The sequence below is a fragment of the Blautia sp. JLR.GB0024 genome, from assembly GCF_037000545.1.
Lineage (GTDB): Bacteria > Bacillota > Clostridia > Lachnospirales > Lachnospiraceae > Blautia > Blautia celeris.
The window spans coordinates 23,285-39,282 of the sequence record NZ_JBANBF010000010.1 but is presented as its reverse complement, the minus strand read 5'-3'; the positions used below and the strand labels follow the sequence as shown (position 1 = coordinate 39,282).

At 48.2% G+C, this 15,998-nt stretch carries 12 protein-coding genes; all 12 read right to left on the bottom strand.

Annotated features, from left to right (window positions below):
• Positions 1-53: 53 nt before the first annotated feature.
• The 12 genes from V8Q34_RS19535 to V8Q34_RS19480 all read right to left on the bottom strand — a co-directional run bounded on the left by V8Q34_RS19535 (position 54) and on the right by V8Q34_RS19480 (position 15,947).
• Complete coding sequence (locus V8Q34_RS19535; protein ID WP_033142367.1) at positions 54-971, bottom strand: AEC family transporter; 918 nt, start codon at positions 969-971, stop codon at positions 54-56.
• Between the two features lie 241 nt (positions 972-1,212).
• Complete coding sequence (locus tag V8Q34_RS19530) at positions 1,213-2,568, bottom strand: APC family permease (RefSeq protein ID WP_033142366.1); 1,356 nt, start codon at positions 2,566-2,568, stop codon at positions 1,213-1,215.
• A 159-nt stretch (positions 2,569-2,727) separates the two neighbouring features.
• Complete coding sequence (locus V8Q34_RS19525) at positions 2,728-4,689, bottom strand: oxidoreductase (protein WP_148392644.1); 1,962 nt, start codon at positions 4,687-4,689, stop codon at positions 2,728-2,730.
• A 416-nt stretch (positions 4,690-5,105) separates the two neighbouring features.
• Positions 5,106-6,113, bottom strand: a complete 1,008-nt coding sequence (locus tag V8Q34_RS19520; protein ID WP_103732776.1) for a GntR family transcriptional regulator — start codon at positions 6,111-6,113, stop codon at positions 5,106-5,108.
• Positions 6,110-7,156, bottom strand: a complete 1,047-nt coding sequence (locus V8Q34_RS19515; RefSeq protein ID WP_103732775.1) for a GntR family transcriptional regulator — start codon at positions 7,154-7,156, stop codon at positions 6,110-6,112. The genes V8Q34_RS19520 and V8Q34_RS19515 overlap by 4 nt, the downstream gene beginning before the upstream one ends.
• 87 nt (positions 7,157-7,243) lie before the next feature.
• On the bottom strand, positions 7,244-8,410 hold the full coding sequence (gene dnaJ / locus V8Q34_RS19510) for a molecular chaperone DnaJ (protein WP_033142362.1): 1,167 nt from the start codon (positions 8,408-8,410) through the stop codon (positions 7,244-7,246).
• 87 nt (positions 8,411-8,497) lie between these two features.
• The gene (dnaK, locus tag V8Q34_RS19505) at positions 8,498-10,369 is read right to left on the bottom strand and encodes a molecular chaperone DnaK (protein ID WP_033142361.1); all 1,872 of its coding nucleotides are present in this window, start codon (positions 10,367-10,369) and stop codon (positions 8,498-8,500) included.
• 147 nt (positions 10,370-10,516) lie between these two features.
• Positions 10,517-11,152, bottom strand: a complete 636-nt coding sequence (gene grpE / locus V8Q34_RS19500; RefSeq protein ID WP_033142398.1) for a nucleotide exchange factor GrpE — start codon at positions 11,150-11,152, stop codon at positions 10,517-10,519.
• Between the two features lie 47 nt (positions 11,153-11,199).
• Positions 11,200-12,237, bottom strand: coding sequence for a heat-inducible transcriptional repressor HrcA (gene hrcA, locus V8Q34_RS19495; protein ID WP_181014503.1), 1,038 nt, complete (start codon positions 12,235-12,237; stop codon positions 11,200-11,202).
• 244 nt (positions 12,238-12,481) lie between these two features.
• Complete coding sequence (locus V8Q34_RS19490; protein ID WP_244805954.1) at positions 12,482-13,723, bottom strand: DUF4179 domain-containing protein; 1,242 nt, start codon at positions 13,721-13,723, stop codon at positions 12,482-12,484.
• A complete protein-coding gene (locus V8Q34_RS19485) occupies positions 13,720-14,274 on the bottom strand; it encodes an RNA polymerase sigma factor (protein WP_225305378.1) in 555 nt (184 codons plus the stop codon). Before V8Q34_RS19485 ends, V8Q34_RS19490 begins: the two co-directional genes overlap by 4 nt.
• A 161-nt stretch (positions 14,275-14,435) precedes the next feature.
• Positions 14,436-15,947 carry a Na+/H+ antiporter NhaC family protein gene (locus V8Q34_RS19480; RefSeq protein WP_103732593.1) on the bottom strand — a complete coding sequence of 504 codons (1,512 nt, stop codon included), beginning with the start codon at positions 15,945-15,947 and terminating at the stop codon, positions 14,436-14,438.
• Between the last annotated feature and the right edge of the window lie 51 nt (positions 15,948-15,998).

Below are 15,998 nucleotides of genomic sequence, written 5' to 3'. Positions count from 1 at the left end.
TATATTCTCCTTTCCTGCTGCCATCGCAGCCAGTGAAATCAATCTTGTCCTGCCTACACAAATAAAAATACCAGGGAGATCGTAACAGCCGAGAGCACAGTGGACAAAATGATCCCCTCGGATATGGCTGCGGTCTCTTTCCCGTACTGCTCCGCCATCATCATGGGCATATTGGCCACAGGCAGAGACATCATAAGTACAATGGATGCCCTCATAATATAATCCGGCAGCAGCGGTTTCAAAAGCAGGGCCAGGGCTATGGGCACTGCAAGAAAACGGATGGCTGTGAAAAGCAGAAGCCTCCTGTTCCTGAACACACTTCCCAGGTTCATTCCCACCAGGGACATACCGATCACCAGCAATGACAAAAGCGTACATGCATTGCCGCAGTAGTTTACCAGTGACTGCAGATCTGCCGGAATCCTGATATGGAACCAGTAGATAAAAAAGGCTGTGATGCAGGCAATAAAGCCGGGGCTGAAAATATCTGTCCAGGACTGTTCCACCCCTTCCACGCCTTTTTTCACCAGCATGATACCAAAGGTGAAGATCACCACATTGAACAGAAAGTTAAAGACGATCACATACACCATAGATTTAGGCCCCAGCACCGCGGAGGCCACAGGCAGCCCGATAAACCCAAGGTTGCCGAATACAGTCATCAGAATGTATGCCTCCTTCTGGGAGACAGGCACCCGCAGGATCTTCGTCAGAGCATATCCCAGTATGATGAGAAATGCAAAACAGAGAACGCCTATGAGGGCCACCAGGCCCACATCTTTTCTGGATATGGTGCTCAGGTCACTGAACATGCTGGATATGATCAAAGCCGGGGAGCAGAGGTTCAATACCAATGCTGACATGTCTTTGGATGCAGCGGAGGATATGATATGCTTTTTATACAGCAGAAACCCTGCCATAATCAACGCGAATATTATTATCATCTGCTTCATAACTACAAGACCGCTCATTTTTCCACACTCTCCGCTTTTGTTATCATTATAATTGTCTGTCGCTGTAATTGTCTGTTGTCCTGATAATTACATCCAATATTCCTATTATATATAAAAAATATGAGGAATGCAACGATAAAAGAAACGGAGAGCCAATATAAAAAAACAGAGACGCGGCCTCCGAAAAGGATCACATCTCTGTTTTTCTGATACAGCGAAGCAAAACTCCGCCTTTTTACTGACCTTTTTATGGGTCCTCTTATGCTTCCTCGTAGCTGACTTCCATATGGACTTTTCCGGATCTTTTGCGGAAAAACGCGTATGCAAGACCAAATACCAGTACCACTACATTGGCAACAAACTCCCACGGTTTCAGATCACTGAACAGAAGTGTTGTCTGCAGGATCAGGGAGATACCGCCTATTACAGCCCAGAACAGAAGCACGCCGTTGCTTACATGGAACCTGGATTTGTTCCACACATCCGGAATCTTCTTGACCATATTGTAGGAGGTAAACGCCAGTATTGCAAAGAATACGTTGTTTAAGATAACTGCCATGTTGCCGATCGTGGAGATCGGAACATTGAACAGGATAACGATCACACACTCCAGGTAGAACATGGTGAGGATGACTGTAGGTGTTTTGTATTTCTTATGGATCGTAGCAACCTTAGGCGGGAACCATCCGTCAACTGCTGCCTGCAGGATCGGTTTTGTAACCCAGCCAAGTGCAGAGTTCAGGGTTGTGGACAGTGCGAACATGGCACCGCCGACAATAAAGAATACATGCAGCGGATACGGAAGCACTTCCGCGGATACCAGTGTCAGCGGCTGATTGGCAACTTCCGCTACCGGAAGAACGCCGGATGCAACCACTACCAGACCTGCATAGAATACAGCGATGATACAGGTAGCTACAATGATGACAAACGGAATATCCTTGGTGGGGTTCTTACACTCCGCGCCCAAATGGATGACAACGTTCGCTCCGCCTACGGCCCAGGTAAACAGGGCACCTGCGGACAACATGGATTTCACACCGTGGGTCATGAATTCCGGCTGTTCAAAATAAGTCGGAGTCACATGGGGCAGACCGAACACGATAAATGCTGTCAGGGCCAGAATCATGATCAGCATCATGGCGTTCTGCAGTTTGGCTGCTCCCTCAATTCCCATCAGGTTCGTGATATAGAAGACGGTCAGCACGATGAGTGCGATCAACTGGCGTACAAAGCCGTTGGAAGCCAGTGCCGGAATCAGGCCCAGCATATAATCCGCAAAGCTAAGCGCGTACATAGCCAGTGCCGTCCAGGACAGGATATGAACGATAACAAAAAATCCTGCGCTGACATCATTTCCGAGAAGTGCAAGCTGTGTGTAGAAACCGCCTCTCAGACGAACCGTACCTGCTACAAATATCAACGGAATATTGGTAAAAATAGTAAAAATAGCGGCGATCAGCATGGAAATGCTGGCTGACCTTCCTGTCATGGCAATACCGATACCTACCATGGCAAAAATACCGGAACCGATCGTCTGTCCGATACCAATGGACAGCAGTTCTTTTCTGCCTAATACCCTCTTTAGTTCTTTGGTTGAAGCAACTTCAGACATATATTCCCTCCTCTTTTATGCGCTAATATTGTATATAGACATAACTGCATCTGATTAAATCAAAAGATGCACAGACTCCCCCTGTACTGCCCGCCCCGGGGAATCTGCATTCCCCGGGAGACAGTGCATTAGAGAAGAGGTTATGTCTATGTCCTGCCGTTATGCGTATTTTCCTGCAAAATATCCGCCGCTTACTGCCTGCAGAATCTTGCCCGGTTTGATACAGTCACCTACTGTGATAAATTCCGCGTCGTTTGTGCGGAGTTTCTCCACCTCATCGATCTTGGATCTCATGCCCACAGACAACAGAACCGTGTCTGCCGGATAGATGACCTCCTTGCCGTCTTTATCTTTTGCGTGTACACCGTCATCCTCAATGGAGGTAACTGTGACTTCTGTATACGGATGTAAATTCTCTGTGCGTTTTTCGTATTCCAGCATCATGGCTTTCAGATGCAGGATCGGTGCGTCCGGAGCCAGTTTATCCTGCATTTCCAGAACGGTCACATCCTTTCCTTCCATAGCCAGGGCCAGACCTTCCTCGCATCCCACAAGACCGCCGCCGATCACAACGACTTTCTCTCCGAATTTCAGGTCCGGGTCGCGAAGCTGTGTGACTTTTACTACATTTTCTCTGTCAACTCCCGGGATCCTTGGGATGATCGGTTCTGCGCCCACTGCGCAGACTACTGTATCCGGTGCGATCTCCCGGATCAACTCCGGTGTTGCAGTTGTATTCAGGCGTACCTGGATTGCTTTTCTCTCCACCATGCGAATCAGGTACTGCAGATAACTTCCAAGATCCTCTTTGAAGGAAACATCGTGGACAGCCACGTTGAGCATACCGCCGAGACGGTCCGCTTTCTCAACCAAAATAACTTCGTGTCCCTGCTCTTCCGCTTTCAGGGCTGCCTGCATACCGCCCGGGCCTCCGCCGATCACCAGCACTTTCTTAGGCTGCGGTTTTGGCTGGTACATACCTTCTTTTAAGTCACGTCCGACTTCCGGATTTACCACACACTGGGAAATGCCGGAGCACATATCTACATACGGAACGAAATCCAGAGACAGGCAGTGATTACATCTCACGCACGGGCGAACCTCATCGAAACGTCCTGCTTTTGCCTTGTTCGGGAATTCCGGATCTGCCAGGATCTGACGGCCTACATAGATCACGTCTGCCTTGCCGGATGCAATGATGTCTTCCATCTCTGCCGGATCAGACAGGGCACCTACCGTCGCGATGGGTGTCTTCACATGTTTCTTAATGGCCTCTGCCAGATATACATTGACACCGTGCGGCAAAAATGCGGACGGGAACATACGGCATCCGGAGTTCACGTCGCGGAAGGAAGTGGCGGATACATGGATCAGGTCCACTTTGCCGTCCAGCATTTTCGCAAATTCAATGGCATCCTCTATGCCGTAGCCGCCTTCCATGAATTCATCACCTGAGATACGGATCTCAATGGGGAAGTTCGGTCCCACGGCTTTGCGGATACGGTCAATGACCATAAGCGGGAATCTGGCGCGGTTTTCAATGGAACCGCCGTATTTGTCTGTTCTTGTATTGTACAGCGGGGATAAGAATTCACTGAGCAGCCAGCCATGGCCGCCGTGGATCATGACCATATCAAATCCGCCGAATTTTGCTACATAAGCGCCATGTGCAAAGGCATCTGCGATCTCATTCATGATGTCTTCGTCCATGGGTGTTACATCCACACCGTATACACCCGGCTGTGCACTTGGTCCGTAGATGATCCCGTTTGTGTACTGGGGATGGGCACGGGCACCGCTATGTAAAATTTCAATATTTGCCAGTGCGTTGTGCTGATGGATTCTGTCTGTCAGCTGCAGATGAGATGGCATAAATCCCTCGTTGTCCAGATTGCAGAGGTTTCCATGGGCACTTCCCGTGTGGGCGTGGACCAGAGTCTCACCTCTTGTAACAATGGCTGCACCGCCTTTTGCACGGTTTTCAAATGCGGCAAGGTTCTGCTCGGATAAGAAGCCGGATGTATTAGGCTCTGATCCCATGGGAGCAGTTGCGATACGGTTTTTCAGAGTTACGTTTCCGATTCGTAACGGGCTGAATAAATGTGGATAGTTAGTTGACATAATAGCACCTCATTTCTCTTTAATTGGTATATATTAATTGTTGTAATACCTTGTCAACCTTTCCGATTGGCTTATATTGATACTAGCACAATTTATAAGTATAATCAATATTTTTTTATTATTTCAGCATTAAAGTTAATTTTACGCTCACTAATTTGTGCATTTTTCACAGTCACAATATATTTTAAATAAAATTAATATATTCCAATTATATTTTTAATATATTCCAATTCTCCATAAAGTATTTAGTCTATACCAAATCTATTTTATAACCGCTTATATGTCCTACAACATGTATATTCCGTAATCTCCAAAAAAGAAGACATAGAAAAAGCAGCGCGCCATAATCCGGCACACTGCCCTTCTCTCTTGCTTTCTGTTCTGTTTTTTGTATATCCCTGTATCATGTCAAATATTCAGCTATTCTCCGCAGCCATTCCCTCTTCCAGCCATCTTCTGAACACCAGCTCCCGCAGATGGAACAGGGAACCCTGGTCAGCATACTGGTGGAAAGGAAAACTGCTGATACCCTTTTTTCCGCACAAAAGCTGTATCTCCCTTATAAGCCCGTCTTTGTAGGAGAGATTCTGCGGCAGAATGACTGCCTGGTACCGGTCGTTTTTGCGTTCCAGTTCGTAAATACCGCTTTTTACAGGTATGTAGGCATAAGGGCTGACCACACCGAATTCCTTCAGGAAGCATTCCACGCTGAAACGGTACCACTCACTTCCGTAAATAACGGCAATGGGCTTTTCCCCCTGCAGCTTGGCAATATTGCTGATGGTCTCATTGGATACGGACAAGACCACCTTCTCCACCGGTATCCTGTCTCCGCCTTCCACTACATGTTTCACGGTTGCCCAGACCTCATCATGATGGTTGATGGTGGTGGCGAACAGGTCATATTTTTCTCTGTTTAATACGCCGGGCTTTTCCCTGATTTCATCTATGAGATACGCGTCCGCATGGACATTGCAGAAGTCTGCAATCTCCCGGGCTGTATCCTGCAGAAATTCCTCGCTGCAGTCTATCCAGGCAAGCTTCAGCCTCTCTCTGTCCGGGACATGCCTCCAGGCGCTTTCCATGAACATACGCTCAATCTCTTTCTGGCTTTTGCCCATGGATGCCAGCTTTTCTATGGCATCATCAATCACCCCGCATACTTTTTCGTCCATATCAGCTCTTCGGCTGGTGTCCACATAAGTACCGCTGCCTTTTTTCGTGGATGCATAGCCTTCCCTGCACAATTCCTCATATGCCTGCTTCACCGTGTTGCGGGCCACATGCAGATTCTCGCTCAGCTTCCGCTCCGGCATAAGCCGCTCCCCCTCTTTCAAGGTACCGTTCTCTATCTCTGCCATTAACTTCTGCGCGATCTGAAGATATACAGGTATCTTTCCGTTCTCTTCTAATGTCCAGCTCATATTTCGCCATTTCCCTTCTGTCTGTCCATCTTGCCTACCACTTCCACCATGTGCATCCAGGAACCCTGGTCAATCTCATATTCCATGGGAATGATCCTGCTCCTGCTTTTCCTTGCCCTTGCCACCACCTGCAGTGTCCACGCACTTGCATACTCTATGTAATCGGGAGAAATGATCAGGGGCATTCCCTGCCGGCAGCAGTTGTCAATGGCCTCACTCATCTCTTCCTCACTGGCACAGATCTGTTCATTTGTCTTGCCCAGATGCTGCAGGGTCCTCCTTGCATTCTTCAAAAATGTAGCGCTCCTGTACAAAATGCAGATGGGCTGGTCTTCCGGTATGGTGGCCAGACGTGCTATGGTCTCTCTGCTCTCCACCAGCGCAAAGGTCTCAGTGGGGATCCCCAGAGCATCCGCATACCCTATGAACTCCTGGTAATGGCTCTGGGAGATAAAGGCCAGATCACACCTGGAACTGATCACTCTGCTCCCTGAGAGCAGTTCCTCCAGCACATAGGTTTCCACCGTCAGATTGGGGATGGATTCCACCACGGGTGCAATGGAATGCAGGATCTCAATATTGCACTCCACCAGTGCTGCACAGATTTTCTGTTTTTCCTGAAAATGGCTGACCAGTTCCTGCTGTGCCAGCAGAAACACCCGGTTCATGGGCAGACCGCTGGACGACACTTTTGAAAACATTTCCTCCACGATATCCGAAGGACTTTTCCCCCTGCTCTGCCCGTTTTCCGGCTGCTTTTTCTGCACATAGGCACCTCCGCCGCGGATCTTCTGCACAACGCCTCTGTCCTGCAGCCAGGTATATGCTTTTTTCACCGTACCCACAGACAAACCGGAAACCTCGGCCATTCTGACCTCTGAGAGAAGCCGTTCCCCCGGAACCAGGATGCCATCCGCTGCCTGCTGCTCCAACTGCCGGGCAAGTTGAAGATACAGCGGTGTTCCGCTGTTCTTATCTATCTCTATTTTCTCCATCGCAACAACCTTAAACTTTCTTATTCTCTGATAAATCCATTGTATCATATCCCCACATCCAAAAAAAGAGACTGCCGGAGAGAAAATTTGTACATTCTCCCCGACAATCTCCTGATATGGCTGATTTCAGGCGAATCAGTCCTCAAAGGTCTCTTTCAGTTTGTCCATAAAGCCCTTTTTCTTTTTCTCTGTGCTGCCGGACGGGCGGTTGCCGCAGGCCTCATCGAATTTTCTGAGAGCCTCCTTGGCATCCTCATTCAGTTTGGTAGGCACCTGAACCACCAGTGTCACATAGTGGTCGCCGCGCACGCTCTTATTTCTGAGAGACGGCACACCTTTGCCTTTCAGACGCACTTTTGTGTCTGTCTGGGTACCCGGCTTCACATCATACATTACATCTCCGTCCACTGTGCTGATGCGCACCTCGCCGCCGAGGGCAGCCTGCGCAAATGTAATAGGCGCTGTTGAGAATATGTTCATATCCTGCCTCTGGAAAATGGGATGGCGGGCAACAACAACCTCAACCAGCAGGTCTCCTCTCGGCCCGCCGTTTGTTCCCGGTTCTCCCTTATCTCTGATACGGATACTCTGTCCATTGTCAATACCTGCCGGTACAGAAACCTGGATCTTCTTTCTCTGGTTCACGTATCCGGTTCCGCGGCAGTCTGTACATTTGTCCTTGATCACCTTACCGGTACCGTGACACTCCGGACAGGTCTGTACATTTCTCACCATACCGAACATGGACTGCTGGGTATATACCACCTGGCCTTCCCCGTGGCATTTCGGACAGGTTTCCGGGGAAGTTCCCGGCTTCGCACCCGTTCCGTGACAGGTATTACAGGTCTCCTTCAGGTTCAGATCCAGCTCTTTTTCACAGCCAAAGACTGCTTCTTCAAAGGTAATGCGGACGGACGCCCTTACATTGGCACCCTTCATAGGGCCGTTGTTGGCTCTTCTTCTTCCGCCGCCGCCAAATAGATCGCCGAAAATATCGCCGAAAATATCACCCATATCGGCGCCGTCAAAACCGCCGAAGCCTCCAAAGCCTCCTGCTCCGCCGGCACCTCCGTTTTCAAAGGCCGCATGGCCGAACTGGTCATACTGTCTTCTCTTATCCGGGTCACTCAAAACGCCGTAGGCCTCTGTAGCCTCCTTGAATTTCTTCTCCGCTTCTTTGTCTCCGGGGTTTACATCAGGATGGTACTTCTTTGCCAGCTTACGGTATGCGCTTTTGATAGTGGCGTCGTCAGCGCCTTTGTCCACGCCTAAGACTTCATAGTAATCTCTTTTATCTGCCATTGGTCTTATTCCTTTCTAAACATACAGTCAGGCATGGAGTGCTGTAAACACCCCATGCCATCCAAGTCATTTACTGACAAAGCTATTTTATACTTCTCTGTAGTCTCCGTCAACCACATCATCACCGTATGCTTCATTTCCTCCCTGAGTGCCTGCGTCCGGGCCCGGACCTGCCTGTGTTCCCTGGGAAGCCTGTGCCTGCTCATACATCTTGGCGAAGAGTTTCTGTGCGCTCTCCATCAGTTTGTCTTTGCCGGCCTTGATGTCAGCCACCTGAGCATCTGTGATCTCGTCTGTATTTGCACAGCTGTTTAACAGTTCTTTTAATGCGTTCAGATCTGCTTCTACGGCAGTCTTGTCATTGGCATCCAGCTTGTCGCCTGCCTCTTCCAGAGCTTTCTCTGTCTGGAATACCATAGCGTCAGCATCATTCTTGGTGTCTACAGCTTCTTTTCTCTTCTTATCCTGTGCTTCGTACTCAGCAGCTTCTCTTACTGCTTTATCAATATCATCATCGGACATGTTGGAGCCTGCTGTGATGGTGATGTGCTGTTCTTTGCCTGTTCCCAGGTCTTTTGCAGATACATTTACGATACCGTTGGCATCAATATCAAAGGTAACCTCGATCTGCGGAACACCTCTTCTTGCAGGCGGAATTCCGTCCAGACGGAACTGTCCGAGGGATTTGTTGTCTCTTGCAAACTGTCTCTCACCCTGTACCACGTTGATATCCACTGCTGTCTGGTTGTCGGCTGCTGTGGAGAAGATCTGGCTCTTCTTGGTAGGAATCGTTGTATTTCTTTCAATCAGCCTTGTTGCGATACCGCCCATGGTCTCAATGGACAGAGACAGCGGGGTAACATCCAGAAGAAGGATATCGCCTGCGCCTGCATCGCCTGCCAGCTTACCACCCTGTACGGAAGCACCCAGAGCTACACACTCATCCGGGTTCAGAGTCTTGCTCGGCTCTTTGCCTGTGAGCTGTTTTACTTTGTCCTGTACAGCCGGGATACGTGTGGAACCACCTACTAACAGTACCTGGCCCAGTTCGGAAGAGTTCAGTCCTGCGTCAGACAGTGCGCGGCGAACCGGCTCTGCTGTTCTCTCTACCAGGTCATGTGTCAGCTCATCGAATTTGGCTCTTGTCAGGTTCATATCAAAGTGCAGAGGTCCGTTGCTGTTCATGCTGATGAACGGCAGGTTAATGTTGGTTGTGGTTGCGGAAGAAAGTTCTTTTTTCGCTTTCTCGGCAGCCTCTTTGATTCTCTGCATTGCCATTTTGTCTGCGGAAAGGTCTACACCTTCGGCTTTTTTGAATTCAGCGATCATGTAATCTGCAACTTTCTGGTCAAAGTCATCGCCGCCCAGACGGTTGTCGCCTGCTGTGGATAATACTTCGATCACACCGTCACCGATTTCAATGATGGAAACATCGAAAGTACCGCCGCCTAAGTCGTATACCATGATCTTCTGCTCTTTTTCATTGTCCAGGCCGTAAGCAAGTGCTGCTGCTGTAGGCTCGTTGATGATACGTTTTACTTCCAGGCCTGCGATCTTACCTGCGTCTTTTGTTGCCTGACGCTGAGCATCGTTGAAGTAAGCGGGAACTGTGATAACTGCCTCTGTTACTTTCTCGCCCAGGTAGTTCTCTGCATCACTTTTCAGTTTCTGAAGGATCATTGCAGAAATTTCCTGCGGAGAATATTTTTTGTCGTCAATTGCCACTCTGTAATCCGTTCCCATATGTCTCTTAATGGAAGAGATTGTTTTATCTGCATTGGTAACGGCCTGACGTTTTGCCGGCTCACCTACCAGTCTTTCTCCTGATTTTGTAAAAGCAACTACGGACGGTGTTGTTCTTGCGCCTTCTGCATTGGCGATAACTACCGGCTGACCGCCTTCCATAACACCTACACAACTGTTTGTTGTACCTAAGTCAATACCTATAATTTTACCCATGATAAATTCCTCCTGAATTTAAAATCAATTACTTTTCCTGTTCTAAGCGGTTTAACGCTCCGCCAGAGCGTTTCATCTATGAGATATAATCCGAGCGGGCTGTCCCGCCGGAGAATTTGGGTTGCGCCTCCGGCGCACCATCTAAAACTAATTGGCAACCTTCACCATGCTGTGTCTCACTACGTGGTCTTTGTAAAGGTAACCTTTCTGAAACTCTTCTACAACTATATTCTCACCGGCTTCTTCATCCTCCACATGCATCACTGCATTGTGGTAATCCGGATTAAATTCCTGCCCTACTGCTTCGATGGCCTTTACGCCGATCTCTTCAAAGACGGTCATCATCTGCTTGTATATCTTTGTCATGCCGTCCGCAAAGGGGCTTTCCTTTTCATTTTCGGGAACTGCAGCCAAACCTCTTTCAAAGTTGTCAACCACCGGAAGAATCTTATCGATCACTTCACGCGCACCGATCTCATACATGGAAGCTTTTTCCTTCTCCGTACGCTTTCTGAAGTTGTCGAACTCTGCCATCTGGCGCTTTACCATATCGGTGAGCTCTTCTATCTTCTCATCTTTTTTATCTTTTTTCTTTTTACCGAACAGGCCCTTTTTCTCGGCTGTCTTTCCTTTTGCCTGCTCTTCTGTCTGGCCTTCTGCTGCCTCAGCAGCCTGGTCATCTTCCTCAACGGCCTCTTCGCAGGTGGCCTCCTCTGCCAGAGCCTTGTCGTCTTCCTCTAAGATTTCTTCTGCCTTCTCTTCAGAAGCCGCATCCGGCTGCATCTCTTCATATAATTCTTTTTCTTCTGACACGAATCCGTACCGCCTTTCTAGGTTTTCTTAAATATATTGTCCAACTGCGTCTTCAGCGTCTTCAAATTGTTCACAACATTCTCGTAATCCATACGCTTTGGGCCTATAATACCGATGGTTCCCTGCATACCGTCTCCCAAATCGTATGTGGCTGTCACAACGCTGCAGTCTTTCATAGTTTTAACAGGGGTTTCATTTCCAATGTATACCTGAATGCCGGTATTCTCTTCGGAATTCATAGTATCCTTTACCAGATCCACCAGTTCCTGCTTTTCTTCAAAAGCGGAAATCAGTTCACTGGCCTTGGAGGTGTCTGCCAGCTCCGGATATTTGAAAATATTCGTTGTTCCGCTGGTGTATATCTCCACCTCATCATCATCCACCGCAATGGCATTGGCCACCGCGTCAATGACGCTTCCCACAACCGCGCTGTGTATACCTGCCTGTTCTTTCATCTTAGTGATCATACCCAGATTGATCTCCTCAATGGTAAGGCCGTTTAGCTGGGTATTAAGAAGCAGGTTCAGCTTCAGCACTGTGTCATCATCCATAGGCTCCTGAAGGGTTATCATGTGATTCTTCACTATATTTCCTTCAATCACCAGAACTGCCAGAAGCTGCATCTCAGCCACTTTGGAAAGCTGGATGAATTTTAATTTGTTCCTGTGATAGGTCGGGCCGGTAATCATGGTCGCATAGTTGGTGTTGGATGCAAGAACCTTCACCACCTGTTTGAGCACCTTCTCCATTTTGTCGGTCCTCTCGATCATCAGTTCCTTGATCTCCGAAACTTCCTGTTCCTTCTCCCGCATCAGCTCATCCACATAGAGACGATAGCCCGCGTCTGAGGGAATCCGTCCTGCTGAAGTGTGGGGCTGTAAAATGTACCCCAGTTCCTCCAGGTCTGACATTTCGTTCCGGATGGTTGCAGAGCTGAGATTCAGGTCAGTGTATTTTGAAATCGTTCTCGATCCAACCGGTTCGCCGGTTTCCAGATACGTCTGGATAATGGCTTTTAATATCTTTTTCTTACGCTCATCCAGTTCACTGTCCATTATAATCTCCTTTCTGCTTCCGCATTGATGGCCCCGGATGTTGTTTCCGGTGTTGTTAGCACTCGTTTGTGTGGAGTGCTAACATCTATGTTCTTAAGATAGCACCAGCGTGTTTATTTGTCAAGGGCTTTATATTTTTTTTAGAAAGTTTCAGAATCCGCAATAATAGGAAAGAAAAGGGACGCAAAAAAAACAGAGGGGAGCTGTTCAATATTAACAGCATTCCCTCTGTTTTATTATAATATCAGTAATTTCTTCCCGCTGTCTTTTCATTTGCAGGGACTATATAAAAGTTTTCCTCTGTCAGAGGTTCTTCGTCCTCCGGAATGGATTTGAGAAATAAAAAGCTCTCAATCTGGGCAGTATCCAGTATCCTGTTGAGTCCGAATGTGTGAATATATTCTTCTCCCTCATCTGAGGAAAATCCACAGCTGCCCGGCCCGCCGTATAAATAGGAATATGTGGTGCCGTCCTTCATCTTTACACCTATCAGCTCCGGTGGTTCTTCTGTTAACTCCACATCAATCTCTTCCCCGGAGTCATTATACCCCTTCTCTTTCGTCTTGGTTCTGGGAAACCGGTATGTCACCTGCGCAGAAATCGGTGATATCTCTATCTTTTCTACCACAGCACCGGTGTCACCCAGAGCAATGTCCGGGCTGCATGCTCTTACCATGTCAGACCTTTCCAGGTTCCAGTCAAAGCTCCAGGTCCCTTCGATATTCGGTCTGTAGCCTTCCAGATACAGACCACCGAGTCCTGTCAGCTCCAGATGGATGGGCTTTTCCATAAAATAATCTTCACTCTCTGCGTTAAAAAGAACGATATTGTATTCCATACTGCCGTCTTCCAGCACATAAGAAATCTCCTGGTCTTCCGTAAAGGGCGTTCCATCCAGATTCACTGCCTTCCCATCCTCAGGACTCTGTACAATGTTATCAAAAAAATAAGATGAGAGGTTTACATAATCCTCCTCATTTTCTGCATCATCTATATTTTTCCCATCAATGGTAATCAATGTCCGGCCGAAATCAGGCTGTTCTCCCTGCGGCGGTTCATACCCCTCCACCTTTAAAGAGATGCGCAGAAAATGCTGATCCACAATTGTCTGTACCATCGTAACCGTAACCCCCTGGTCCGTCACAGACTGATCAATGGGAGCTGCCATATGGGCATCTTCCAGTTCACGCTTCTGCTCCTCCTCCACTGCCATTCCGTCGGAAAGGCTTTTGCTCCACTTCATATAAGCTGCTGCGCCCGCGGTAACCGTACCGAAGGCAAGAATGGCTGCCGCAGCCAGAATCCAAAGCTTTTTCCCCGGCATTCTGCCCCCTGTTCTTCTTTCTGCTGCTCTTTCCTCTGCCGCTCCTGCCCCAGCGTCCTTTTTTATAGAAGCAAAGGCTTCATTGGCTTTCTGCCGGACTTTATCAGGAATCTCTACCTCTTTCCTGAGTTTCTCTATCATCTCCTCTTCTTTCATGCTCATATCAATTTCCTCCTCTCTGCCTTCGGATAATACTCCTCTGACATCTTCTTTCTGGCCCTGGCAATCCTGGTCCGGACAGTTGCCTCCGGTATCTCCAGGATCTCAGCGATCTCTGACATTTTAAAGCCTTCCACATAGTACAGGATGATCACAGTTCTGTACTTCCCATCCAGCATATCAAGCGCCTCATTCCATTCCAGATTGCCGTAGCCCTCCTCTTTTACTTCCACCTCAGGCATCTCGTCTGTGAAGAAGAGGTTCTCTTTTTTCTTCCTTATGTCATTGCATTTGTTGATCAGTATTCTGGTCATCCAGGTACGGAAATACCTATCTTCCCTGAGCCGGTCTATTTTCTCCCAGCAGGTGAGGATTGTTTCAGAGATGGCGTCTGCCGCGTCCTCCTCGTTGGAAAGCAGAGAACGCGCAGCTTTGTACATGTTCTGCATCTGAGACTGCATCAGCTCCGTGAATGCGTCCGCATCCCTCTCCTTTGCTTTTTTGATCAGATTATTCATATCAGGTTCCTTTCTTCCGTACGTACGTTTCCACATGTTTTTCATGTTTCTGCTTATTAGACCTAAGGATCGCCGGAAATGTTTCAACACATTCTTAATTTCTTCCAGACCTCATTTCCAAAGCACGGCCGCCTGCTGTTATTATCTTTTATATAAAAATGGCCGGCGTCCCGTAATATCCGGTGCGCCAGCCATTTTTATGCTGCTGCTTTTTTATTAAATACTTTATTGATCACAAATACCACAACGATCAGAGCCACAACTGCAAATCCCAATGATACAGCGCTCTTGGTCGCCCCTGCAATGATAAACGCAATAAGAGCGATCACACCGTTCACAAGCGCATAGGGCAGCTGGGTCCTCACATGTTCGACCAGATCACATTCCGCACCTGTGGAGGACAGGATCGTGGTGTCAGAGATTGGCGAGCAGTGGTCTCCGAACAGTCCTCCGGATAAAACCGCGCCTACGGCAATGGCAAACGGAATGGAGAATGCCTGCGCCATTGGTATGGCAAGAGGCATCATGATCGCAAAGGTTCCCCATGAACTTCCTGTGGAAAAGGACACGAATGCACCGAACAGAAAGATTGCCGCAGGAACCAGTGCCGCGGAAAAGCTCATGGATTTCAGCACATCCACAATAAACTGCGCCGTGCCCAGTTCACTGATCATGCTCCCCAGGGACCAGGCAAGAATCAGGGTGATTGCCACATCCGTCATCCCTTTCATACCGCCCACATACACCTTGAATGTCTCGCCGAAATTCATGACTTTGAAAAGACAGATCATTAGGATCAGAACCAGCGCCCCGAAAAAGTATCCCATAGTAAGTGCAACCCTGAACTCGTTGCCGTCCACCTTCTTAAACGGAAATCCCAGCGGTGCCAGCGTGGCAAACAAAGTGACAAATACAACTATGATGGGAAGGATCACCATGATCGGTTTTGCGTTCTTTTTGGAGTATACCCCGGTGTTTTCTTTTTCCGCCTCATGCTCTGTAAAGTTATAATCTGCCTTTTCTTTCTCTGCCTTTTGCTCCGCTTTTTTCATCTGGAAAAAATCTATCTTTGTAAATGCGATCAGCGGAATCATGATAATTGCCAGAATGGCATAAATCTGAAACGGAATGGCCTGCACAAAGGTAGTGTAATCTGATGCCTTTACGCCCAGATTGTCAAACTCTGACTGGATGAGTCCCATAATATACACACCCCAGCCGATAAACGGGATCAAAATAGCCACCGGAGATGAGGTGGAGTCCAAAATCCAGGCCAGTTTTTCCCTGGAGATTTTCAGCTTGTCAAACAAAGGCCGGAACACAGGTCCCACCAGAAGGGGGGTTCCCAGGTCGGAAAAGAAGATAATGATCCCGCCTGCCCATGCGCAGAGCTGTGCCTTTAACTTGGTGTTAACATAGCGGTATGCGCTCTGCCCGAAAGCCTGCGCGCCTCCTGACTTTTCCATCAGCTTGATAAATCCGCCGATGAACACCACCAGTACGATAACGCCCGCATTATAGCTGTCTGTAAGCTGTACGAATAAATAATCACCGATCATAGATTTCACCGCTAAGAACGGGTTACCGTGGCTGAATATCAATACACCTGTAAGTCCTCCGCAGAAAAGGGAAAGAATCACATTTCGGCTCTTGATCGCCAGGATAACAGCTATGATGGGCGGCAGTAAACTTAAAATACCGTAATTCATAGGTTTCCTCCCAATATATAATATTTTCACGCAGAAAGGGCCGTGACCGGT

Coding starts and splice junctions, on each gene's coding strand:
- V8Q34_RS19535 (WP_033142367.1), bottom strand. CDS start 971: ATGAGCGGTCTTGTAGTTATGAAGCAGATGATAATAATATTCGCGTTG.
- V8Q34_RS19530 (WP_033142366.1), bottom strand. CDS start 2,568: ATGTCTGAAGTTGCTTCAACCAAAGAACTAAAGAGGGTATTAGGCAGA.
- V8Q34_RS19525 (WP_148392644.1), bottom strand. CDS start 4,689: ATGTCAACTAACTATCCACATTTATTCAGCCCGTTACGAATCGGAAAC.
- V8Q34_RS19520 (WP_103732776.1), bottom strand. CDS start 6,113: ATGAGCTGGACATTAGAAGAGAACGGAAAGATACCTGTATATCTTCAG.
- V8Q34_RS19515 (WP_103732775.1), bottom strand. CDS start 7,156: ATGATACAATGGATTTATCAGAGAATAAGAAAGTTTAAGGTTGTTGCG.
- dnaJ (WP_033142362.1), bottom strand. CDS start 8,410: ATGGCAGATAAAAGAGATTACTATGAAGTCTTAGGCGTGGACAAAGGC.
- dnaK (WP_033142361.1), bottom strand. CDS start 10,369: ATGGGTAAAATTATAGGTATTGACTTAGGTACAACAAACAGTTGTGTA.
- grpE (WP_033142398.1), bottom strand. CDS start 11,152: ATGCAGCCGGATGCGGCTTCTGAAGAGAAGGCAGAAGAAATCTTAGAG.
- hrcA (WP_181014503.1), bottom strand. CDS start 12,237: ATGGACAGTGAACTGGATGAGCGTAAGAAAAAGATATTAAAAGCCATT.
- V8Q34_RS19490 (WP_244805954.1), bottom strand. CDS start 13,723: ATGAGCATGAAAGAAGAGGAGATGATAGAGAAACTCAGGAAAGAGGTA.
- V8Q34_RS19485 (WP_225305378.1), bottom strand. CDS start 14,274: ATGTGGAAACGTACGTACGGAAGAAAGGAACCTGATATGAATAATCTG.
- V8Q34_RS19480 (WP_103732593.1), bottom strand. CDS start 15,947: ATGAATTACGGTATTTTAAGTTTACTGCCGCCCATCATAGCTGTTATC.